Raw genomic sequence first — 19479 nt, 5'->3', positions numbered from 1 at the left:
ACCCACCCCGATTTGGAGTGCCCCACGCTCGTGTGGCATTCTTTACGGGTTGCTCGACGAAGGCCGGGTCGCATCCGTGCGTCCCCGAGTCCTTCCACCGAGCGTCCGCGCCCTGTTAGTGAACGCCTCCTTGCGGAGATGGGCATCAGGGTGCATGGGCTGTGGTAGGCCCAATCCCACCGGGGAGACCTTGCGTGGGACCGGTATGCGTAGCGGGCGCGACACGCCCGACCGCGTGGACCGGGCACCATGACACTTCAACAGGGGCGGAGCGCGCCAAGAGGCTGTAACAGGCCTCATCCGAGGCACCGCACCGCAGCGGTTACGAGAAGCAGAGGAACGGCAAGCCATTATGGCGGGACAAAAGATCCGCATCCGGCTCAAGGCCTACGACCACGAAGCGATCGACGCGTCTGCGCGCAAGATCGTGGAGACCGTGACGCGCACCGGCGCTCGGGTCGTCGGGCCTGTGCCGCTGCCCACTGAGAAGAACGTGTACTGCGTCATCCGCTCGCCGCACAAGTACAAGGACTCGCGCGAGCACTTCGAGATGCGCACGCACAAGCGGTTGATCGACATCCTCGACCCGACGCCGAAGACGGTTGACGCGCTCATGCGCATCGACCTGCCGGCCAGCGTCGACGTCAACATCCAGTAAGCGTTGGGCGCGGAGAGTAACGGACCAATGTCTGACAGGCAGATGAAGGGCATCCTGGGCACCAAGCTCGGCATGACTCAGGTCTTCGACGAGAACAACCGGGTTGTCCCGGTTACCGTCGTCAGGGCTGAGCCGAATGTCGTGACCCAGGTTCGCACCGAAGAGAAGGACGGCTACACCGCCGTCCAGCTGGCGGCCGGCGCGATTGACCCGCGCAAGGTCAACAAGCCCGTCGCGGGCCACTTCGCCAAGGCCGGGGTCACGCCCCGTCGCCACCTGGTGGAGCTGCGCACGGCGGACGCCAGCGAGTACACGGTCGGCCAGGAGATCACCGCTGAGGTGTTCGAGGCCGGCGCTGTTGTCGACATCACCGGCACCAGCAAGGGCAAGGGCACCGCGGGTGTCATGAAGCGCCACAACTTCCGGGGCCTCGGCTCCAGCCACGGCACCCAGCGCAAGCACCGCTCGCCGGGTTCCATCGGTGGCTGTGCCACTCCGGGTCGCGTCTTCAAGGGTCTGCGCATGGCTGGCCGCATGGGCCACGAGCGCGTCACGACCCAGAACCTGAAGGTGCACAAGATCGACGTGGAGAACGGGCTGCTGCTCATCAAGGGCGCGGTTCCCGGTCCCAAGGGCGGTCTCGTGTTCGTCAAGACTGCTGCGAAGGGCGGTGCCTGATGTCGACTGTTGAGATCCGCACCCCGGACGGCAAGACCGCCGGCTCCGTCGAGCTGCCGGCTTCCGTCTTCGACGCGCAGGCCAACGTCGCGCTGCTCCACCAGGTCGTCGTGGCCCAGCAGGCCGCCGCGCGCCAGGGCACGCACTCGACGAAGACCCGCGGCGAGGTGTCCGGCGGTGGCAAGAAGCCTTACCGCCAGAAGGGCACCGGCCGTGCCCGCCAGGGTTCGACGCGTGCGCCGCAGTTCGCCGGCGGTGGCATCGTCCACGGCCCGCAGCCGCGTGACTACTCGCAGCGGACGCCCAAGAAGATGAAGGCCGCCGCTCTGCGTGGCGCCCTCTCCGACCGGGCTCGCGCCAACCAGGTCCACGTCGTGTCCGGCCTGGTGGACGGGGACACCCCGTCGACCAAGACCGCGCGCAAGGTCCTGGAGTCGGTCACCCAGGCTCGTCGCGTTCTCGTGGTGCTCAACCGCACCGACGAGGTCGCGTGGGTCAGCGTGCGCAACCTGCAGCACGTGCACGTGATCGCGCCCGACCAGCTCAACACCTACGACGTGCTCGTCAATGACGACGTGGTGTTCACCAAGGACTCGCTCGACGTGTTCCTCGCCAGCAAGGCCCAGCAGGGTTCTGGCTCGGCCGAGGCCACGGCGACCGTCGTGGACGAGGAGGGTTCCAAGTGATCCCCGACCACAGGGACATCTTGCTCGCGCCGGTGATCTCCGAGAAGTCCTACGGGCTGCTCGAAGAGAACAAGTACACCTTCTTGGTGGCGCCGGGTTCGAACAAGACCCAGATCAAGATTGCCGTGGAGAAGGTCTTCGGCGTCAAGGTCGTCAGCGTCAACACCATCAACCGCCAGGGCAAGCGCAAGCGGACCAAGAGCGGTTTCGGCAAGCGCAAGGACACGAAGCGCGCGATCGTCACGTTGTCGGCTGACAGCAAGGCGATCGAGATCTTCGGCGGCCCTGCCGCCTGATGACGAGGACTGCGTAGAGATGGGCATTCGCAAGTACAAGCCGACGACGCCTGGTCGTCGCGGTGCGAGCGTCTCCGACTTCGCCGAGATCACTCGGTCGACGCCGGAGAAGTCGCTGATCCGCCCGCTGCACAAGCTGGGTGGGCGCAACGCGTCGGGCAAGATCACCACGCGTCACAAGGGCGGCGGTCACAAGCGGGCTTACCGCCTGATCGACTTCCGTCGCAACGACAAGGACGGCGTGCCGGCCAAGGTCGCTCACATCGAGTACGACCCCAACCGCACCGCGCGCATCGCGCTGCTGCACTACGCAGACGGCGAGAAGCGCTACATCATCGCCCCGGAGAAGCTCAAGCAGGGTGACACGGTTGAGAACGGCCCCAAGGCCGACATCAAGCCGGGTAACAACCTGCCGCTGCGCAACATCCCGGTCGGTTCCGTGATCCACGCGATCGAGCTCCGCCCCGGTGGCGGCGCGAAGATCGCTCGCTCCGCCGGTGCCTCGGTGCAGCTCGTGGCGAAGGACGGCCCGTACGCCCAGCTGCGGATGCCTTCGGGCGAAATCCGCAACGTGGACGTGCGCTGCCGCGCCACGCTCGGCGAGGTCGGCAACAAGGAGCACCAGAACATCAACTGGGGCAAGGCAGGCCGCATGCGGTGGAAGGGCAAGAAGCCCACCGTCCGTGGTGTCGCCATGAACCCCGTTGACCACCCGCATGGTGGTGGTGAAGGTAAGACCTCCGGTGGTCGCCACCCGGTCAACCCGGCTGGTAAGCCCGAAGGCCGTACGCGCCGCCGTAAGCCAAGCGACAAGCTCATCGTCCGGCGTCGTCGCACCGGTAAGAAGCGCTGAGCAGGGAGGGAGTGAAGGATGCCTCGCAGCCTTAAGAAGGGTCCCTTCGTCGACGACCACCTGCTCAAGAAGGTGGACGTTCAGAACGAAGCGGGCAAGAAGACCGTCATCAAGACGTGGTCCCGCCGGTCCACGATCATCCCGGACATGCTGGGTCACACCATCGCGGTGCACGACGGCCGTAAGCACGTCCCGGTGTTCGTGACGGAGGCGATGGTCGGGCACAAGCTGGGCGAGTTCGCCCCGACCCGCACCTTCAAGGGTCACATCAAGGACGACCGGAAGTCTCGTCGCCGCTAGGCGTCGAACTGAGAAGAGCAAGGGAAAAGCAGCGATGAACGCCCGTAAGGACGCTGAGGCGCAGGAGTTTCCGCGCGCCGTGGCTCGGGCTCGCTACGTCCGCGACACCCCCATGAAGGTCCGTCGCGTCGTCGAGCTCATCAAGGGTCGTAACGCAAGCGAGGCCCTGGCCGTGCTCCAGTTCGCGCCCCAGGCCGCTTCTGAGCCGGTCGCGAAGGTGCTCGCCAGCGCCATGGCCAATGCCGAGAACAACATGTCCCTGGACCCCTCGACCCTCTGGGTTGCGGTGGCCTACGTGGACGAGGGTCCGACCCTCAAGCGTTTCCGCCCGCGTGCCCAGGGCCGCGCGTACCGGATCCGCAAGCGGACGAGCCACATCACCATCGAGGTGGAGTCTCGTCCCAAGAAGACCAGCGTGAAGGGAACGCGGTAGTGGGCCAGAAGATCAACCCGCACGGCTTCCGGCTGGGGATCACCACCGACTGGAAGTCCCGCTGGTACGCAGACAAGCAGTACGCCGAGTACGTGGCGGAGGACGTCAAGATCCGCCGCCTGCTCAGCAAGGGCATGGAGCGTGCCGGCATCTCCAAGGTGGAGATCGAACGGACCCGTGACCGGGTGCGCGTCGACATCCACACCGCCCGGCCGGGCATCGTCATCGGCCGTCGTGGTGCCGAGGCGGACCGCATCCGCGGTGAGCTGGAGAAGCTCACCAAGAAGCAGGTCCAGCTGAACATCCTCGAGGTCAAGAGCCCCGAGTCGGACGCGCAGCTCGTGGCACAGGGTGTCGCCGAGCAGCTGTCCAACCGCGTCGCCTTCCGGCGCGCGATGCGCAAGGCCATTCAGTCGGCCATGCGTTCGCCGCAGGTCAAGGGCATTCGCGTGCAGTGCGGCGGTCGCCTCGGCGGCGCCGAGATGTCCCGCTCGGAGCACTACCGCGACGGCCGCGTGCCGCTGCACACGCTCCGCGCCAACATCGACTACGGCTTCTTCGAGGCCCGCACCACGTTCGGCCGTATCGGCGTGAAGGTGTGGATCTACAAGGGCGACATCGTCGGTGGCATCTCGGCCAAGCGCGCGCTCGACGCGGCTCCGGCTCAGGGAGCCGACCGCGCCCCGCGCCGCGACCGTGGTGAGCGTCCGAACCGGGCCCGTCGTTCCGGTGCCAGCGGCACCACCGCGACGAGCACCGAGGCCGGCCGTGCCGCCGCTGACGCTTCCGCGTCGGCCGAGGCCCCGGCTTCTGCAGAGAAGACGGAGAGCTGAGTCATGCTCATCCCTCGTAGGGTCAAGCACCGCAAGCAGCACCACCCGAAGCGTTCGGGCGCTGCCAAGGGCGGCACGAAGGTCACCTTCGGTGAGTACGGCATCCAGGCTCTGGAGCCGGCCTACGTGACGAACCGGCAGATCGAGTCCGCTCGTATCGCCATCACTCGCCACATCCGTCGTGGCGGCAAGGTCTGGATCAACATCTTCCCGGACCGTCCGCTGACGAAGAAGCCGGCCGAGACCCGCATGGGTTCCGGTAAGGGTTCGCCGGAGTGGTGGGTGGCCAACGTCAAGCCGGGTCGCGTCCTCTTCGAGATGGCCTTCCCGAACGAGCAGGTCGCTCGCGAGGCGCTTCGCCGCGCGATCCACAAGCTCCCGATGAAGTGCCGCATCGTTACGCGTGAGGGTGGTGAGTTCTGATGGCAGCGGGTACTACCGCTTCCGAGCTGCGTGAGCTCACCGAGGAAGAGCTCGTGCTGCGTCTGAAGGAATCGAAGGAAGAGCTCTTCAACCTTCGTTTCCAGATGGCCACGGGCCAGCTCGACAACAACCGGCGTCTGCGCACGGTCCGGCATGACATTGCCCGGATCTACACCGTGATGCGGGAGCGGGAGCTCGGGCTCTCCGTTACGCCGGATTCCACTGGTGAGGGTGCGGCATGACCGAAAGCAACGAAGTTCAGACCGAGAAGCGCAACGACCGCAAGGTCCGTGAGGGCCTCGTCGTGTCCGACAAGATGGACAAGACGATCGTGGTCGCGCTCGAGGACCGCAAGAAGCACCCGCGTTACTCCAAGATCATGCGCTCCACCACCAAGGTGAAGGTGCACGACGAGGAGAACGCGGCGGGCATCGGCGACCGCGTCCTGCTCATGGAGACCCGGCCCCTGTCGGCGACCAAGCGGTGGCGTCTCGTGCAGATCCTCGAGAAGGCCAAGTAGTCCTTTCTAGACAGACCGAGCCCGTCGGGTCGGAAATCCGGCGGGCCAGGAATGGTCAGGAGCAAGTAAGTGATTCAGCAGGAGTCGCGACTTCGTGTCGCCGACAACACTGGTGCGAAGGAAATCCTTTGCATCCGTGTTCTCGGTGGTTCGGGTCGCCGCTACGCGGGCATCGGCGACATCATCGTCGCGACCGTCAAGGACGCGATCCCCGGTGCCGGCGTGAAGAAGGGTGACGTCGTCAAGGCCGTCATCGTCCGCACCGTCAAGGAGCGCCGTCGTCCGGATGGCTCGTACATCCGCTTCGACGAGAACGCCGCCGTGCTCATCAAGAACGACAACGAGCCCCGCGGTACCCGCATCTTCGGCCCGGTCGGTCGCGAGCTGCGCGACAAGAAGTTCATGAAGATCATCTCGCTGGCTCCGGAGGTGCTCTGACCATGAAGGTGAAGAAGGGCGACACGGTCGTCGTCATTGCCGGCAAGGACAAGGGCGCGAAGGGCAAGGTCATCCAGGCCTACCCGGAGACCGGCAAGGTCCTGGTCGAGGGCGTCAACCGGATCAAGAAGCACACCAAGATCACGCAGACCCAGCGGGGCGCGCAGTCTGGTGGCATCGTGACCCAGGAAGCTCCGATCAACGTCTCCAACGTGATGGTGGTCGACTCGGACGGCAAGCCGGCCCGTGTTGGTTACCGGACGAACGACGAGGGCAAGCGGGTCCGCATTTCCCGTCGTAACGGGAAGGACATCTGATCATGACTACCGCAGAGAAGATCATCCCGCGGCTCAAGACGCGCTACCGCGACGAGGTGAAGGCCGAACTGCAGAAGCAGTTCGACTTCTCCAACGTGATGCAGATCCCGGGCGTCGTGAAGGTCGTCGTCAACATGGGTGTCGGCGACGCCGCCCGTGACGGCAAGCTGATCGAGGGTGCCGTCAGGGACCTGTCGATCATCACCGGCCAGCGTCCTGAGGTCCGCCGGGCCCGCAAGTCCATCGCGCAGTTCAAGCTGCGTGAAGGCATGCCGATCGGCGCGCGCGTCACGCTGCGCGGCGACCGCATGTGGGAGTTCCTCGACCGTCTGCTGACGATCGCGCTGCCCCGTATCCGCGACTTCCGCGGCCTCTCGGGCAAGCAGTTCGACGGCAACGGCAACTACACGTTCGGTCTGAACGAGCAGTCGATGTTCCACGAGATCGACCCGGACGCTATCGACCGGCCTCGCGGCATGGACATCACCGTCGTCACCACCGCCACGAACGACGAGGAGGGCCGGGCGCTGCTGAAGCACCTGGGCTTCCCGTTCAAGGAGAACTGACTCGATGGCCAAGAAGGCGTTGATCAACAAGGCCGCGAAGAAGCCGAAGTTCAAGGTCCGGGGTTACACCCGGTGCCAGCGTTGCGGCCGCCCCCACGCGGTGTTCCGCAAGTTCGGCCTCTGCCGGATCTGCCTGCGCGAGATGGCTCACCGCGGTGAGCTGCCTGGCGTGAGCAAGTCCAGCTGGTAATTCCAAAGCTTCATTACTTCGCTGTAGGCCCGCACACGACCGTCCTGTCCTCTCCCCGCCGGGGGAGAGGGCGGGTCTGGACCCTGAGCCGGTGAACCGCAGCGAGAAAGGTTGACCAGGTCACCATGACGATGACCGATCCCATCGCAGACATGCTCACTCGTCTGCGGAACGCGAACTCGGCTTACCACGACAAGGTCGTGATGCCGCACTCCAAGATCAAGGCGAACATCGCCGAGATCCTCAAGCGCGAGGGCTACATCGCCTCGTACCGCGACGAGGACGGCGAGGTGGCCAAGAACTTGGTCGTCGAGCTGAAGTACGGCCCGAACCGTGAGCGCAGCATCGCCGGCCTCCGCCGCGTGTCCAAGCCCGGTCTGCGCGTGTACGCGAAGTCCACTGGCCTGCCCCGAGTTCTCGGTGGCCTCGGCGTGGCGATCATTTCGACCTCTGGCGGTCTCATGACCGACCGTCAGGCCAACAAGGCAGGCGTGGGCGGAGAAGTCCTCGCCTACGTTTGGTAAGGGGGAGTAGACATGTCGCGCATCGGTAAGCAGCCGATCATTGTCCCCTCCGGGGTCGACGTGAACATCGCCGGTCAGGACGTCAGCATCAAGGGTCCCAAGGGTCTCCTGACGCTCACGCTCGCTGAGCCGATCATCGTCGAGAAGGCCGAAGACGGCACTCTCGAGGTCAAGCGCCCGAACGACGAGCGGCGCAACCGCGCGCTCCACGGCCTGTCGCGCACGCTCGTGCACAACATGGTCGTCGGCGTGACCCAGGGTTACGAAAAGAAGATGGAAATCCACGGCGTCGGTTACCGCGTCGCGCTCAAGGGCTCTGAGCTCGAGTTCGCGCTCGGTTACTCGCACCCCGTCAAGGTGGAGGCCCCCGCGGGCATCACCTTCGCGGTCGAGACCCCGACCCGGTTCTCCGTCTCGGGTATCGACAAGCAGCTGGTCGGTGAGGTTGCCGCCAACATCCGCAAGCTGCGCAAGCCCGACCCGTACAAGGGTAAGGGTGTCCGGTACTCGGGCGAGAAGATCCGTCGCAAGGTCGGAAAGACGGGTAAGTGACATGAGCGAGTCGACTGTTACGAAGCGCAAGCCGGTGGGCAAGGACATCTCCACCAGGCGTCGTGTTGCGAAGGCCCGTCGCCACTTCCGCCTCCGCAAGAAGGTCAACGGCACCGCCGAGCGTCCGCGCCTGGCCGTGCACCGTTCGTCGAAGCACATCACCGTGCAGATCATCGACGACCTGAAGGGCCACACGATCGCGTCCGCTTCCTCCATGGAGGCCGACGTCCGTGCCCTGGACGGCGACAAGAAGGCCCGTGCGGCCAAGGTCGGCCAGCTGGCCGCGGCCCGCGCCAAGGACGCCGGCGTCACGGCGGTCGTGTTCGACCGCGGTGGCAACGCGTACCACGGCAGGATCGCTGCTCTGGCGGATGCCGCTCGCGAGGCGGGGCTGGAGTTCTGACAATGATCATTTCTGGAATTGAGAGGGACGCCTGATGCCAGGACGTACGCGTCGCGAAGGCGGCGGGGGCGAGCGCGGAGAGCGCCGCGACCGTCGTGACGGCGGCCGCGGCGGCGCGGCCCAGGAGAAGACCCCCCACCTCGAGCGCGTGGTTGCGATCAACCGCGTCTCCAAGGTGGTCAAGGGTGGTCGTCGGTTCAGCTTCACCGCGCTCGTCGTGGTGGGTGACGGCGACGGCATGGTCGGCGTCGGCTACGGCAAGGCCAAGGAAGTTCCCGCGGCCATCGCCAAGGGTGTCGAGGAAGCGAAGAAGAACTTCTTCCGCGTGCCTCGCATCGCCGGCACCATCCCCCACCCGATCCAGGGTGAGAAGGCCGCTGGTGTGGTCCTGCTGCGTCCGGCCTCGGCCGGTACCGGTGTCATCGCGGGTGGCGCTGTCCGCGCCGTCCTCGAGTGCGCCGGCGTGCACGACGTGCTGTCGAAGTCGCTCGGCTCCGACAACGCGATCAACATCGTGCACGCGACCGTGGCGGCCCTCAAGGGTCTGCAGCGTCCGGAAGAGGTCGCGGCCCGTCGTGGCCTGCCCCTCGAGGACGTCGCCCCCGCCGGCATGATCCGCGCTCGCGCGGGCCAGGGGGTCTGATCATGGCTCAGCTCAAGATCACCCAGGTGAAGAGCACCATCGGTACCAAGCACAACCACCGCGAGTCGATGCGCACCCTCGGGCTGCGCAAGATCCGTCAGTCGGTCGTGCGTGAGGACACCCCCCAGGTTCTCGGCTTGATCAACGCCGTGCGCCACCTGGTGGTTGTCGAGGAGGTCCAGTCGTGACCATCAAGATTCACGATCTGCGTCCGGCCCCCGGTGCCAAGACCGCCAAGACCCGCGTCGGTCGTGGTGAGGGCTCCAAGGGCAAGACCGCCGGCCGCGGTACGAAGGGCACGGGCGCTCGCAAGAACGTCTCGCCGCGCTTCGAAGGTGGCCAGATGCCGCTGCACATGCGGCTCCCGAAGCTCAAGGGCTTCAAGAACCCGTTCCGCACCGAGTACCAGGTCGTGAACGTCTCTTCGATCGCCGCCGCTTTCCCCGAGGGTGGCTCGGTCGACGTTCCCGCGCTGGTGCTGGCCGGGCTGGTCCGCAAGGGCTCGCTCGTCAAGGTGCTGGGTGACGGCGACGTCAGCGTGAAGCTGGATGTCACGGCTGACAAGTTCTCCAAGACCGCTGTGGAGAAGTTGGCGGCTGCTGGTGGGTCTTCCACCGTGGCTTCCTGATTGCCGCTGGTACTTGTCTGAAGGGCCCTGAGGCTTTGCCTCGGGGCCCTTTGGCGTTCGTGGGTGCTGGGTTGTGCTGTGGGGCGGCCTGGTGCTGTGGTCGCCTTGCGGGCGGCCTGGTTGCGTTGCGTGCTTTTTCTGGGGGCGCTACCCCCAGACCCCCGGCAATCTGATCAGGGGGTAGCGCCGCCCGTAGGCAGATGGCACGCCTGTGGCGTTGGGCGGCCGCCGGTTGCTTAGCGGTGCGCGTTGGCGGTGGGAAGGCGGCTCGCCTTCGGCGTCGCGTTGGGGTGGGCTGGTTGCTCGTTTTCGGCTCGCTTGGGTGTCTCGTCTGGGTTCGCTTTGCGGGTATTTCTGAGGGAACTTTGGAGTGAACGCAAACGTTCGCCCACGGTGGAATCGCTGCTGGTAGCACGGATTTGTGACGTGTGCTACCCCGGATGGCCTAGTGGTTCGGTCAGAGATCAACGAGTTGGAACCTGTGATTGGCCACTGGGTACGGGCTGGTCCCGGAGGGCTGTTAGAGTCGCGGGCTGAACCCGGATGTCCTCCGGGTTGCTTGGTCGTGGCTACCTGACTCGGCCTGCCAACTACCGCATGTGCCGGTCCCTGGGGGTCGGCAACGCTCAGGAGGTTCGCGTGCTCGGCGCATTCCGCTCGGCTCTCGCGACGCCGGATCTACGCAAGAAGATCCTGTTCACGCTCGGGATCATCATTGTGTATCGGCTTGGTGCGACCATGCCCGCGCCGGGCGTGTCCTTCAAGAACGTGCGGGCGTGTGCTGAACAGCTCGAAGGTCAGAACATCTACTCGCTGATCAACCTGTTCAGCGGTGGCGCACTGCTCAACCTGTCCGTGTTCGCGCTGGGCATCATGCCCTACATCACCGCGAGCATCATCATTCAGCTCCTCACCGTGGTGATCCCGCGGTTCGAGCAGCTGAAGAAGGAAGGACAGGCTGGTCAGGGCAAGCTCACGCAGTACACGCGCTACCTGACCATCGGGCTCGCGATCCTGCAGTCGACCGGTCTCGTGGCGCTCGCCGTGCGCGGGCAGCTGTTCGGTGAGTGCGACCAGGACGTCATCCCGAACAAGGACAGCATCTTCACCCTCATCGTGCTGGTCATCACCATGACCGCCGGTACCTCGGTCATCATGTGGCTGGGTGAGCTGATCACCGAGAAGGGCATCGGCAACGGCATGTCGTTGCTGATCTTCACCGGTATCGCCGCCCGCATCCCGGCCGAGGGCAAGAACATCCTCGACAAGAGCGGCCTCACCTTCGCGCTCGTCGTCGTGGCCGCCCTGATCATCATCGCGAGCGTCATCTACGTCGAGCAGGCTCAGCGTCGCATTCCGGTGCAGTACGCCAAGCGCATGATCGGCCGCCGCATGTACGGCGGTACGTCGACGTACCTTCCCCTCAAGGTGAACCAGGCCGGCGTCATCCCGGTCATCTTCGCCTCTTCGCTGCTGTACCTGCCGGACCTGATCGTGCGCCTCACCCAGGGCACCTCGACCGAGCAGAACTGGTTCTCGACGTTCGTTCAGACCTACCTGGTCAAGCAGTCGAGCTGGGTGCACATCGCCTCGTACTTCCTGCTGATCGTCTTCTTCACGTACTTCTACGTCGGCATCACGTTCAACCCGGACGAGCGCGCTGACGAGATGAAGAAGTTCGGTGGCTTCATCCCCGGCATCCGCCCCGGTCGTCCCACCGCCGAGTACCTCAAGTTCGTCCTGGGCCGCATCACGCTGCCCGGTTCGCTCTACCTCGGCATCGTGGCGATCCTGCCGAACCTGTTCCTGGACCTGACCGGTGACGGCCAGAACCAGAACTTCCCGTTCGGCGGCACCGCGGTTCTGATCATGGTCGGTGTCGGTCTCGACACCGTGAAGCAGATCGAGAGCCAGCTCATGCAGCGCAATTACGAAGGGTTCCTCCGCTAGATGCGACTCGTTCTCGTTGGCCCGCCCGGTGCGGGCAAGGGCACCCAGGCCGAAGTTCTGAGCCGCAAGCTCGGCGTGCCGCACATCTCGACGGGCGACCTCTTCCGGTCACACATCAGCAACCAGACCGAGCTCGGGCTGGAGGTGCAGAGCATCCTCGACGAGGGCGCTCTCGTGCCGGACTCCATCACGAACGAGATGGTGCGCAAGCGCTTGGCCGAGTCCGACGCCGCGGACGGGTTCCTGCTCGACGGGTTCCCCCGCAACGTGGCCCAGGCCGACAAGCTGGGCGAGTTCCTGGCTGTTGGTGGCCACTCGCTCGACGCGGTGCTGGAGTTCCGGGTCGACGAGGACGTCGTGGTCGAGCGGCTGCTCGCGCGTGGCCGCACGGATGACAAGGAAGACGTCATCCGGCACCGCCAGCAGGTGTACCGCAACGAGACCGCGCCGCTGCTGAGCTACTACGCGGAGAAGGTCATCTCCATCGACGCGGTGGGCGAGATCGACGAGATCAGCGAACGGGCACTCGCCGCGCTGAACGAGAAGTGACAGGCGGACTGGTCGACCGGCTCCGTTCCGCCGTCACACGTGCAACAGATCGCGAAGGCATGAGCAAGATCGAGATCAAGACCCGCGGCCAGCTGGAGGCCATGCGCGCCTCCGGCATCGTCGTGGCACGGGCGTTGCAGAACGTCGTGGACGCGGTGAAGCCCGGGGTCTCCACCTGGGACCTCGACGAGATCGCCGAGCAGACCATCCGCGACGCCGGCGCCGTCCCGTCGTTCAAGGGCTACCACGGCTTCCCGGCGAGCATCTGCGCTTCGGTGAACGAGCAGATCGTCCACGGCATCCCCAGCAAGACGCAGGTGCTGGCCGAGGGCGATCTGATCTCCATCGACTGCGGCGCGATCCTCGACGACTGGCACGGCGACTCGGCCGTGACGGTCGGCGTCGGCGAGCTGTCTCCCGCGGACCACAAGCTGTCCGAGGCGACCAGGCTGTCGATGCTCGCGGGCATCGAGGCCGCGCTGCCCGGCGGCCGGCTGACGGACATCTCGTTCGCCATCGAGTCCTCCGCCATCGAGTCGGGGGAGCGCGACGGCATCGAGTACGGCGTCGTCGCGGACTACGGCGGCCACGGCATCGGCTCCAAGATGCACATGGAGCCGTTCCTGCCGAACTTCGGCAAGCCCGGAAAGGGGCCCCGGCTCAAGGTCGGCATGGCCATCGCGATCGAGCCGATGCTCACGCTCGGCACGGACGACTCCCAGGAGCTGGAGGACGGCTGGACCGTGGTCACGCTCGACGGCACGCGTGCCGCCCACTGGGAGCACAGCGTCGCGATCACCGAGGACGGCCCCTGGGTGCTCACCGCACCCGAGTAAAGCCAAGCGTCCCAACACTTTCGGACGTAGCCCCGTTCACCCTCCGGTGAACGGGGCTATTTCGTTTGTCAGGCCCGATACGGTCGAGGTTGACGAACGAGTCCAATGCTTGGGGGCATTGTGGGGGTAACCCGTTTCGTCCTGTCCGCCCTTCTGATTCCACTTGCAGGCTGTGCTGCCTCTAAGCCGGCCACCGATTTCACCTACCAGGACGTCCCGGCGGAGCGCATCGCCGACCGGATTTTCCTGGCCGACGCCATCGCGGCGGCGGAGGGCTGCCGACCGCCGTTCTCCGACGTCATCGTGCGGCGTCCGAACTTCGTCAGTCCGCCCCTGCCCGTCGACGGCGGGTGCGGGGGCGGCGTCCGTGCCGCCGCGTCGTGGGAGTACGTCGACGCGGTGAGTCGCATCACGGTGCTGCACGACGCCGTCGTGCGGGAGTGGGACGTCCTACTGCAGTCAGGGCCGGAGGCCGCCGAGACGAGGGCCGCCGGGGCGACGTTGCTGCACTGCCTCGACCGCGCCGGGTTCACCCAGCGCGGGCCCGGCGATCCGAGTCTGGAGAGCTACGGCATCGGATCCGGCGACGCCGCGCTCGACAACGCAGCTCAGCGGTGCTCTGACGACACCGGGTACGGGTCGAGGACCGCCGCTCAGCGCCTGCGGACGCTGAAGTCGGTGCTCGGCAGGCACGAGTCCGAGATCAACGACATCGCGCGCCTGCGACCCGTGCTCGAACGGGGTGCGCAGCCTGGCACGGGCTCTGAGAGGACCCGATTTGGGTTGCCGCAGTGAGCTGCGTACACTGGTCAGGTGGCGCATCAGTCGCGCCGGTTCAGTCGTGCCCTCCGAGGTCAGATCGAATCGGGGTGGCGCGCGTCCGAAGGTTAATATCACCGTCACGAAACGCGGAGGACATGGGCAAGAAGGACGGGGCCATTGAGGTCGAGGGCCGCGTAGTCGAGCCGCTCCCCAACGCGATGTTCAGGGTCGAGTTGGAGAACGGTCACAAGGTACTCGCGCACATCAGCGGCAAGATGCGACAGCACTACATCCGCATCCTCCCTGAGGACCGGGTTGTCGTGGAGCTCTCGCCCTACGACCTGTCCCGCGGGCGCATCGTCTACCGCTACAAGTGACCTCCAGTAGCAGGAGATCTCAGGCGTGAAGGTTCAGCCGAGCGTCAAGAAGATCTGCGACAAGTGCAAGGTGATCCGCCGTCACGGCCGGGTCATGGTGATCTGCGAGAACCTGCGCCACAAGCAGCGCCAGGGCTGAGCAGTTCCACTCGCGCTCGTCGAGGTCTTTCGATGACGCAGTAACAAGAAACTCCTCGCACCTACCGCACGGGCTCCATGCGTGCGGACACCCCCGGATTCCAGGCCGGGGCCGGGACACCGGCTGTGAGAGCAGTCGGAACGACAGACAGCGAGTCAGTCTCCGGAATTGGGCGAGGAGCAGACCTGGAAGTAATCGACAGGAGTTAACCGCCACATGGCACGACTCGCTGGCGTCGACCTCCCCCGCGAAAAGCGGATGGAGATCGCGCTCACCTACATCTTCGGCATCGGTCGTACGCGCTCCAAGGAGCTGCTCACCGCCACGGAGATCTCCCCGGACCTCCGGGTGAAGGATCTGACGGACGACGACCTCGCCAAGCTGCGGGACCACATCGAGACGAACTACAAGGTCGAGGGTGACCTTCGCCGTGAGGTCGCGGCCGACATCCGTCGCAAGATGGAGATCGGTTGCTACGAGGGTCTTCGGCACCGTCGCGGCCTGCCCGTTCGTGGGCAGCGCACGAAGACGAACGCCCGTACCCGCAAGGGTCCGAAGAAGACCGTGGCCGGCAAGAAGAAGGCCGGCAAGAAGTAAGACCTCGCGTCTGCTGCCCTCAACTTAGGAGTTCGTTTTGCCACCCAAGTCCCGCACGGGCGCCGGGGTCAAGAAGATCCGGCGCAAGGAAAAGAAGAACGTCTCGCACGGCCAGGCGCACATCAAGAGCACGTTCAACAACACCATCGTGTCCATCACGGACCCGCTGGGCAACGTGATCAGCTGGGCGTCTGCCGGCCACGTGGGCTTCAAGGGCTCGCGCAAGTCCACGCCGTTCGCGGCGCAGATGGCTGCCGAGAACGCCGCCCGCAAGGCCGCCGAGCACGGCATGCGCAAGGTGGACGTGTTCGTCAAGGGTCCCGGCTCCGGCCGTGAGACCGCGATCCGTTCGCTGCAGGCCGCCGGTCTCGAGGTCGGCACCATTCAGGACGTGACCCCGCAGCCCCACAACGGCTGCCGCCCGCCCAAGCGGCGCCGGGTCTGAGGCACGGGGAGGAGTAAGAACTAATGGCTCGTTATACGGGACCCGCGACGCGCATCTCGCGTCGTCTGAAGGTTGACCTCGTTGGTGGGGACCAGGCGTTCGAGCGCCGTCCGTACCCGCCCGGCCAGCACGGTCGTGGCCGGGTCAAGGAGTCCGAGTACCTGCTGCAGCTCCAGGAGAAGCAGAAGGCTCGCTACACCTACGGCGTGCTCGAGAAGCAGTTCGTCCGCTACTACAAGGAAGCGGTTCGTCGCCCGGGCAAGACCGGCGAGAACCTGCTCCAGATCCTCGAGGCTCGCCTCGACAACGTGGTGTACCGCGCGGGCCTCGCCCGCACGCGTCGCCAGGCTCGCCAGCTGGTCAGCCACGGTCACTTCCTGGTCAACGGCCACAAGGTGAACATCCCGAGCTACCAGGTGTCGAAGTTCGACATCATCGACGTGAAGCCGAAGTCCATGCCGACGCTGCCCTTCGAGGCTGCGCGCGCGTCCTTCGGTGACCGCCCGATTCCCGCTTGGCTGCAGGTCGTGTCCTCGAACCTGCGCATCCTCGTGCACCAGCTGCCCGAGCGCGCGCAGATCGACACGCCTGTCACCGAGCAGCTCATCGTCGAGCTCTACTCGAAGTGATCCTCTCCGAGCCACCGTCTGCTTTGGACGGTGGCTCGGGTCGGGTCCCGCATCGGCGCGAAGGGTGTGCCGAGTGCGTTTGCCGGTCCTCGTGGCTGGCTGTTGTTGACGGCGTCAAATAGCGGGCGTCGTTGTCGGAAAGGTAGAACCCAGTGCTGATTTCCCAGCGCCCCTCGCTCGGCGAGGAAGCGGTCTCCGAGACCCGTTCCCGGTTCGTCATCGAACCGCTGGAGCCGGGCTTCGGTTACACGCTCGGCAACTCGATTCGCCGCACGCTGCTCTCGTCGATCCCCGGTGCTGCTGTCACGAGCATCCGCATCGACGGCGTGCTGCACGAGTTCACCACGGTTCCCGGGGTGAAGGAGGACGTCACCGACGTCATCCTGAACCTGAAGGAGCTCGTCGTCTCGTCCGAAGAGGACGAGCCGGTGACCATGTACCTGCGCAAGCAGGGCCCCGGTGTGGTGACCGCGGGCGACATCGTGCCTCCGGCCGGTGTCACCGTGCACAACCCCGACCTGCACATTGCCACGCTGAACGGCAAGGGCAAGCTGGAGATCGAGCTCGTCGTCGAGCGCGGTCGCGGCTACGTCCCGGCTGTCCAGAACAAGCAGGCGGGCGCCGAGATCGGCCGCATCCCCGTCGACTCGATCTACTCGCCGGTTCTCAAGGTGACGTACAAGGTCGAGGCCACTCGTGTCGAGCAGCGTACGGACTTCGACAAGCTGATCCTCGACGTGGAGACCAAGCCCTCGATCACCCCGAGGGACGCGGTTGCCTCCGCGGGTAAGACCCTGGTTGAGCTGTTCGGCCTCGCTCGCGAGCTGAACATCGACGCCGAGGGCATCGAGATCGGCCCGTCGCCGGCCGAGGCTGACACCATCGCCGCGTTCGCGATGCCTATTGAGGATCTGGACCTCACGGTCCGTTCCTACAACTGCCTCAAGCGGGAAGGCATCCACACCGTCGGCGAGCTCGTGTCGCGCAGCGAGGCGGACCTGCTGGACATCCGCAACTTCGGTGCGAAGTCGATCGACGAGGTCAAGATGAAGCTCGTCGGCCTCGGCCTCGCGCTGAAGGACTCGCCTCCTGGGTTCGACCCGTCCGCGGCTGCTGCCGACTACCACCCCGGTGACACGGGCTGGGGCGCCGGTACCGGCCTGGACCCGCACGACGACGGTCAGGACTACGCGGAGACCGAGCAGCTCTGACGCTCTGATTCAGAGCTAGAGGATCTCTTTTAGTAACTACAGGAGCAAGCGATGCCCACCCCTACCAAGGGCCCCCGGCTCGGTGGGTCTCCGGCGCACGAGCGGCTGCTGCTCGCCAACCTGGCGACGGCGCTGTTCCAGCATGGCCGGATCAAGACCACTGAGGCCAAGGCGAAGCGGCTGCGTCCGTACGCCGAGAAGATCATCTCCAAGGCCAAGGCCGGCGACCTGCACAACCGTCGCGAGATCATGAAGGTGATCCGCGACAAGGACGTCGTGCACAAGCTGATCGCCGAGATCGGTCCGTTCTTCAGCGACCGTTCCGGTGGCTACACCCGCATCACCAAGACGCTGGCGCGCAAGGGCGACAACGCCCCCATGGCCATCATCGAGCTGGTGCAGCAGAAGCTCGTCTCCACCGAGGCCGAGGCTGCGCGCAAGACCAAGTTCGCCAAGGACGAGAAGCCGGCCGCCGAGGTCGTCGACCAGGACGCTGACGCGCCCGAGTCCGCGACGAAGGACGCCGCCGACGAGCCCGCCGAGGGCGCTGTCGAGGTTGACGGCGAGCCGTCGGCCGAGGACGTCGAGGCAGAAGAGGCCAAGGACAAGAAGGACCAGTCCTGAGCAGTTCTCCTGCTGACGAGCCCGTCGTTCCCTCCGGGGACGGCGGGCTCGTTCGTGTGCGGTTCGACCTCGCGTACGACGGAACCGAGTTCTCCGGCTGGGCCCGGCAGCCGTCCCGGCGGACTGTCTGCGGCGTCCTCGAGGACACGCTGTCGATGGTGTTGCGCGAGGACGTCTCGCTGACCGTCGCCGGGCGCACCGATGCCGGGGTGCACGCCGCCGGCCAGGTCGCTCACGCTGATCTGCCCGCTGCCGTTGATGTTGCCGGGCTGCCCAAGCGGCTGGCTCGGGCGTTGCCTGCGGATGTCCGGGTGTTCTCTGCTCGGGTGGTGCCTGCTGCCTTTGACGCTCGGTTTTCTGCGATGCGGCGGCATTACGAGTACCGGGTCACCGATGCCCCGTTCGGGGCGCATCCGTTGCGGCGGTTGGACACCCTTGCCTGGCCTCGTCCTCTGGACGTTGGCGCTATGAACGTTGCGGCTGGGTTGTTGTTGGGGGAGCACGACTTTTGCGCGTTCTGCAAGCGGCGTGAAGGGGCTACGACCATCCGGGAGCTGCAGCGGCTCGAGCTGGTGCGGTCTTCGGTTGATGGGGTGGTCACGGCGTTTGTTTCCGCTGATGCGTTCTGCCACTCGATGGTTCGGTCGCTGATCGGGGCGTTGCTGGCTGTTGGGGAGGGGCGGAAGGCGGTTGAGTGGCCTTCGTCGTTGTTGTCACTCAGTGGGCGGGCTAGTGGGGTGACTGTGGCTCCGGCGCATGGGTTGTCGTTGGTTCGGGTGGATTTTCCGGCTGATGATGAGTTGGCTGCTCGGGCTGAGATGACTCGGCGGGTTCGTACGTTGGAGCGTTGACGCGTTCCTGTTGCTCGTTCGTAGGTGGGTTGGGTTGCGGGCGTGTGGTTGCGTTGCTTCCTGGGGGACTCCGCCCCCCAGACCCCCCACAATCTGATCCGAGACCGGCCCGCGCCACGCGCGGGTTGATGGCACGCCTGTTGCTTCGGGCGGAGTCGCGTTGCTTTGAGGGTGGCGGTGGTGGGGTGGTCCCGTCACGAGCCGCACCTGAGCGGGCCACATCTGAAGAGGAGGGTCAAGTCGACGAAGAGCGTGTCGACTTGACCCTCCTCTTCAGATGCAGCAAGGGCTGAGGTGCGACTCGTGACGGGACCACCCCACCCTGACCGCTTGGTAAGGACGGCTCGCCTTCGGCATCGCGGTTGAGTTGGCTGGCTGGCCTGCGGCGTCGCGGTTGAGTCGGCTCGCCTTCGGCATCGCGTGCGATCAGGCCCTCACCGGGGCGTGCGGGGTGCCTGGCTTGGGTTCAGCGCTCGCCCGCCCCGCCTCGCGGCCGTCTCACCCTGCCTAGCGCCGGTCTGCCTCGTGCCGTCTTGCCTTGGCACGCGCCGACTCGGCTCGGCTCTTC

Annotated in this window: 33 protein-coding genes; all 33 read left to right on the top strand. The window is 65.8% G+C overall.

Annotation, left to right across the window (positions count from 1 at the left end):
* Positions 1-352 precede the first annotated feature (352 nt).
* Entirely contained in the window at positions 353-658 is a 306-nt protein-coding gene (rpsJ, locus tag AB0M48_RS20225; RefSeq protein WP_003938093.1) for a 30S ribosomal protein S10, read from the top strand.
* Positions 659-685: 27 nt separating this feature from the next.
* The gene (gene rplC, locus AB0M48_RS20220) at positions 686-1336 is read left to right on the top strand and encodes a 50S ribosomal protein L3 (RefSeq protein WP_363843912.1); all 651 of its coding nucleotides are present in this window, start codon (positions 686-688) and stop codon (positions 1334-1336) included.
* Positions 1336-2022 carry a 50S ribosomal protein L4 gene (rplD, locus tag AB0M48_RS20215; RefSeq protein ID WP_363843909.1) on the top strand — a complete coding sequence of 229 codons (687 nt, stop codon included), beginning with the start codon at positions 1336-1338 and terminating at the stop codon, positions 2020-2022. Before rplC ends, rplD begins: the two co-directional genes overlap by 1 nt.
* Positions 2019-2318, top strand: coding sequence for a 50S ribosomal protein L23 (gene rplW, locus AB0M48_RS20210; RefSeq protein ID WP_045309807.1), 300 nt, complete (start codon positions 2019-2021; stop codon positions 2316-2318). Before rplD ends, rplW begins: the two co-directional genes overlap by 4 nt.
* A 19-nt stretch (positions 2319-2337) precedes the next feature.
* Positions 2338-3171 (top strand): 50S ribosomal protein L2, encoded by an 834-nt coding sequence (gene rplB, locus AB0M48_RS20205; protein WP_089949047.1) that lies wholly within the window; start codon positions 2338-2340, stop codon positions 3169-3171.
* Positions 3172-3189: 18 nt separating this feature from the next.
* Positions 3190-3471: a 30S ribosomal protein S19 gene (gene rpsS / locus AB0M48_RS20200; protein WP_030478300.1), complete on the top strand. Its 282-nt coding sequence runs from the start codon at positions 3190-3192 to the stop codon at positions 3469-3471.
* A 34-nt stretch (positions 3472-3505) separates the two neighbouring features.
* A complete protein-coding gene (gene rplV, locus AB0M48_RS20195; RefSeq protein WP_030478301.1) occupies positions 3506-3904 on the top strand; it encodes a 50S ribosomal protein L22 in 399 nt (132 codons plus the stop codon).
* Entirely contained in the window at positions 3904-4737 is an 834-nt protein-coding gene (gene rpsC / locus AB0M48_RS20190) for a 30S ribosomal protein S3 (protein WP_090065867.1), read from the top strand. Before rplV ends, rpsC begins: the two co-directional genes overlap by 1 nt.
* A gap of 3 nt (positions 4738-4740) precedes the next feature.
* Positions 4741-5160, top strand: a complete 420-nt coding sequence (gene rplP / locus AB0M48_RS20185) for a 50S ribosomal protein L16 (RefSeq protein ID WP_030473461.1) — start codon at positions 4741-4743, stop codon at positions 5158-5160.
* Positions 5160-5402, top strand: coding sequence for a 50S ribosomal protein L29 (gene rpmC / locus AB0M48_RS20180; protein WP_030478304.1), 243 nt, complete (start codon positions 5160-5162; stop codon positions 5400-5402). Before rplP ends, rpmC begins: the two co-directional genes overlap by 1 nt.
* A complete protein-coding gene (gene rpsQ, locus AB0M48_RS20175) occupies positions 5399-5680 on the top strand; it encodes a 30S ribosomal protein S17 (protein WP_053733143.1) in 282 nt (93 codons plus the stop codon). Before rpmC ends, rpsQ begins: the two co-directional genes overlap by 4 nt.
* Positions 5681-5749: 69 nt before the next feature.
* Entirely contained in the window at positions 5750-6118 is a 369-nt protein-coding gene (rplN, locus tag AB0M48_RS20170) for a 50S ribosomal protein L14 (protein ID WP_030478306.1), read from the top strand.
* Positions 6119-6120: 2 nt separating this feature from the next.
* A complete protein-coding gene (gene rplX / locus AB0M48_RS20165; RefSeq protein WP_363843899.1) occupies positions 6121-6435 on the top strand; it encodes a 50S ribosomal protein L24 in 315 nt (104 codons plus the stop codon).
* A 2-nt stretch (positions 6436-6437) separates the two neighbouring features.
* Entirely contained in the window at positions 6438-7001 is a 564-nt protein-coding gene (gene rplE, locus AB0M48_RS20160) for a 50S ribosomal protein L5 (RefSeq protein WP_090065865.1), read from the top strand.
* Between the two features lie 4 nt (positions 7002-7005).
* Positions 7006-7191, top strand: coding sequence for a type Z 30S ribosomal protein S14 (locus AB0M48_RS20155; RefSeq protein ID WP_030473455.1), 186 nt, complete (start codon positions 7006-7008; stop codon positions 7189-7191).
* 125 nt (positions 7192-7316) lie between these two features.
* Complete coding sequence (rpsH, locus tag AB0M48_RS20150) at positions 7317-7715, top strand: 30S ribosomal protein S8 (RefSeq protein ID WP_030478309.1); 399 nt, start codon at positions 7317-7319, stop codon at positions 7713-7715.
* Between the two features lie 12 nt (positions 7716-7727).
* Positions 7728-8267: a 50S ribosomal protein L6 gene (gene rplF, locus AB0M48_RS20145; RefSeq protein ID WP_045309814.1), complete on the top strand. Its 540-nt coding sequence runs from the start codon at positions 7728-7730 to the stop codon at positions 8265-8267.
* 1 nt (position 8268) lies between these two features.
* Positions 8269-8670, top strand: a complete 402-nt coding sequence (gene rplR, locus AB0M48_RS20140; protein WP_090015388.1) for a 50S ribosomal protein L18 — start codon at positions 8269-8271, stop codon at positions 8668-8670.
* Positions 8671-8704: 34 nt separating this feature from the next.
* Positions 8705-9313 (top strand): 30S ribosomal protein S5, encoded by a 609-nt coding sequence (gene rpsE / locus AB0M48_RS20135; protein ID WP_053733140.1) that lies wholly within the window; start codon positions 8705-8707, stop codon positions 9311-9313.
* A 2-nt stretch (positions 9314-9315) separates the two neighbouring features.
* A complete protein-coding gene (rpmD, locus tag AB0M48_RS20130) occupies positions 9316-9501 on the top strand; it encodes a 50S ribosomal protein L30 (RefSeq protein ID WP_030478313.1) in 186 nt (61 codons plus the stop codon).
* Entirely contained in the window at positions 9498-9941 is a 444-nt protein-coding gene (rplO, locus tag AB0M48_RS20125; RefSeq protein ID WP_363843890.1) for a 50S ribosomal protein L15, read from the top strand. The genes rpmD and rplO overlap by 4 nt, the downstream gene beginning before the upstream one ends.
* 639 nt (positions 9942-10580) lie before the next feature.
* Positions 10581-11891: a preprotein translocase subunit SecY gene (gene secY / locus AB0M48_RS20120; RefSeq protein ID WP_090074434.1), complete on the top strand. Its 1311-nt coding sequence runs from the start codon at positions 10581-10583 to the stop codon at positions 11889-11891.
* Positions 11892-12440, top strand: coding sequence for an adenylate kinase (locus tag AB0M48_RS20115; RefSeq protein ID WP_090074342.1), 549 nt, complete (start codon positions 11892-11894; stop codon positions 12438-12440).
* Between the two features lie 59 nt (positions 12441-12499).
* Positions 12500-13276, top strand: a complete 777-nt coding sequence (gene map / locus AB0M48_RS20110) for a type I methionyl aminopeptidase (RefSeq protein ID WP_319990348.1) — start codon at positions 12500-12502, stop codon at positions 13274-13276.
* 120 nt (positions 13277-13396) lie between these two features.
* On the top strand, positions 13397-14071 hold the full coding sequence (locus AB0M48_RS20105) for a hypothetical protein (protein WP_363843884.1): 675 nt from the start codon (positions 13397-13399) through the stop codon (positions 14069-14071).
* A gap of 122 nt (positions 14072-14193) precedes the next feature.
* Positions 14194-14415, top strand: coding sequence for a translation initiation factor IF-1 (infA, locus tag AB0M48_RS20100; protein WP_005166804.1), 222 nt, complete (start codon positions 14194-14196; stop codon positions 14413-14415).
* A gap of 25 nt (positions 14416-14440) precedes the next feature.
* Positions 14441-14554, top strand: a complete 114-nt coding sequence (rpmJ, locus tag AB0M48_RS20095) for a 50S ribosomal protein L36 (protein WP_010148647.1) — start codon at positions 14441-14443, stop codon at positions 14552-14554.
* 216 nt (positions 14555-14770) lie between these two features.
* Positions 14771-15151 (top strand): 30S ribosomal protein S13, encoded by a 381-nt coding sequence (rpsM, locus tag AB0M48_RS20090; RefSeq protein ID WP_030478319.1) that lies wholly within the window; start codon positions 14771-14773, stop codon positions 15149-15151.
* A 37-nt stretch (positions 15152-15188) separates the two neighbouring features.
* Positions 15189-15596 carry a 30S ribosomal protein S11 gene (gene rpsK / locus AB0M48_RS20085; protein ID WP_030478320.1) on the top strand — a complete coding sequence of 136 codons (408 nt, stop codon included), beginning with the start codon at positions 15189-15191 and terminating at the stop codon, positions 15594-15596.
* A 23-nt stretch (positions 15597-15619) separates the two neighbouring features.
* Positions 15620-16225 (top strand): 30S ribosomal protein S4, encoded by a 606-nt coding sequence (rpsD, locus tag AB0M48_RS20080; RefSeq protein WP_090074346.1) that lies wholly within the window; start codon positions 15620-15622, stop codon positions 16223-16225.
* A 152-nt stretch (positions 16226-16377) separates the two neighbouring features.
* Complete coding sequence (locus AB0M48_RS20075; RefSeq protein WP_319990350.1) at positions 16378-17436, top strand: DNA-directed RNA polymerase subunit alpha; 1059 nt, start codon at positions 16378-16380, stop codon at positions 17434-17436.
* A gap of 51 nt (positions 17437-17487) precedes the next feature.
* Complete coding sequence (rplQ, locus tag AB0M48_RS20070) at positions 17488-18060, top strand: 50S ribosomal protein L17 (protein ID WP_363843877.1); 573 nt, start codon at positions 17488-17490, stop codon at positions 18058-18060.
* Between the two features lie 56 nt (positions 18061-18116).
* Positions 18117-18911: a tRNA pseudouridine(38-40) synthase TruA gene (truA, locus tag AB0M48_RS20065; RefSeq protein WP_363843873.1), complete on the top strand. Its 795-nt coding sequence runs from the start codon at positions 18117-18119 to the stop codon at positions 18909-18911.
* The last annotated feature ends 568 nt before the right edge of the window (positions 18912-19479 follow it).

Origin of the sequence: Lentzea sp. NPDC051208 (assembly GCF_040682435.1) — a bacterium.
GTDB classification, from domain to species: domain Bacteria; phylum Actinomycetota; class Actinomycetes; order Mycobacteriales; family Pseudonocardiaceae; genus Lentzea; species Lentzea kristufekii.
Note: the sequence above shows the minus strand (reverse complement) of the source record. Positions and strands in the feature narration are given on the sequence as shown.

Coding starts and splice junctions, on each gene's coding strand:
- rplR (WP_090015388.1), top strand. CDS start 8,269: ATGAGCGAGTCGACTGTTACGAAGCGCAAGCCGGTGGGCAAGGACATC.
- rpsD (WP_090074346.1), top strand. CDS start 15,620: ATGGCTCGTTATACGGGACCCGCGACGCGCATCTCGCGTCGTCTGAAG.
- rplC (WP_363843912.1), top strand. CDS start 686: ATGTCTGACAGGCAGATGAAGGGCATCCTGGGCACCAAGCTCGGCATG.
- rplB (WP_089949047.1), top strand. CDS start 2,338: ATGGGCATTCGCAAGTACAAGCCGACGACGCCTGGTCGTCGCGGTGCG.
- rpsE (WP_053733140.1), top strand. CDS start 8,705: ATGCCAGGACGTACGCGTCGCGAAGGCGGCGGGGGCGAGCGCGGAGAG.
- rplV (WP_030478301.1), top strand. CDS start 3,506: ATGAACGCCCGTAAGGACGCTGAGGCGCAGGAGTTTCCGCGCGCCGTG.
- map (WP_319990348.1), top strand. CDS start 12,500: ATGAGCAAGATCGAGATCAAGACCCGCGGCCAGCTGGAGGCCATGCGC.
- rplD (WP_363843909.1), top strand. CDS start 1,336: ATGTCGACTGTTGAGATCCGCACCCCGGACGGCAAGACCGCCGGCTCC.
- rplX (WP_363843899.1), top strand. CDS start 6,121: ATGAAGGTGAAGAAGGGCGACACGGTCGTCGTCATTGCCGGCAAGGAC.
- rplF (WP_045309814.1), top strand. CDS start 7,728: ATGTCGCGCATCGGTAAGCAGCCGATCATTGTCCCCTCCGGGGTCGAC.
- rpsJ (WP_003938093.1), top strand. CDS start 353: ATGGCGGGACAAAAGATCCGCATCCGGCTCAAGGCCTACGACCACGAA.
- rpmD (WP_030478313.1), top strand. CDS start 9,316: ATGGCTCAGCTCAAGATCACCCAGGTGAAGAGCACCATCGGTACCAAG.
- AB0M48_RS20115 (WP_090074342.1), top strand. CDS start 11,892: ATGCGACTCGTTCTCGTTGGCCCGCCCGGTGCGGGCAAGGGCACCCAG.
- rpsQ (WP_053733143.1), top strand. CDS start 5,399: ATGACCGAAAGCAACGAAGTTCAGACCGAGAAGCGCAACGACCGCAAG.
- rpsH (WP_030478309.1), top strand. CDS start 7,317: ATGACGATGACCGATCCCATCGCAGACATGCTCACTCGTCTGCGGAAC.
- rpsS (WP_030478300.1), top strand. CDS start 3,190: ATGCCTCGCAGCCTTAAGAAGGGTCCCTTCGTCGACGACCACCTGCTC.
- rplQ (WP_363843877.1), top strand. CDS start 17,488: ATGCCCACCCCTACCAAGGGCCCCCGGCTCGGTGGGTCTCCGGCGCAC.
- rplP (WP_030473461.1), top strand. CDS start 4,741: ATGCTCATCCCTCGTAGGGTCAAGCACCGCAAGCAGCACCACCCGAAG.
- rpsM (WP_030478319.1), top strand. CDS start 14,771: ATGGCACGACTCGCTGGCGTCGACCTCCCCCGCGAAAAGCGGATGGAG.
- AB0M48_RS20155 (WP_030473455.1), top strand. CDS start 7,006: ATGGCCAAGAAGGCGTTGATCAACAAGGCCGCGAAGAAGCCGAAGTTC.
- infA (WP_005166804.1), top strand. CDS start 14,194: ATGGGCAAGAAGGACGGGGCCATTGAGGTCGAGGGCCGCGTAGTCGAG.
- rpmC (WP_030478304.1), top strand. CDS start 5,160: ATGGCAGCGGGTACTACCGCTTCCGAGCTGCGTGAGCTCACCGAGGAA.
- rplE (WP_090065865.1), top strand. CDS start 6,438: ATGACTACCGCAGAGAAGATCATCCCGCGGCTCAAGACGCGCTACCGC.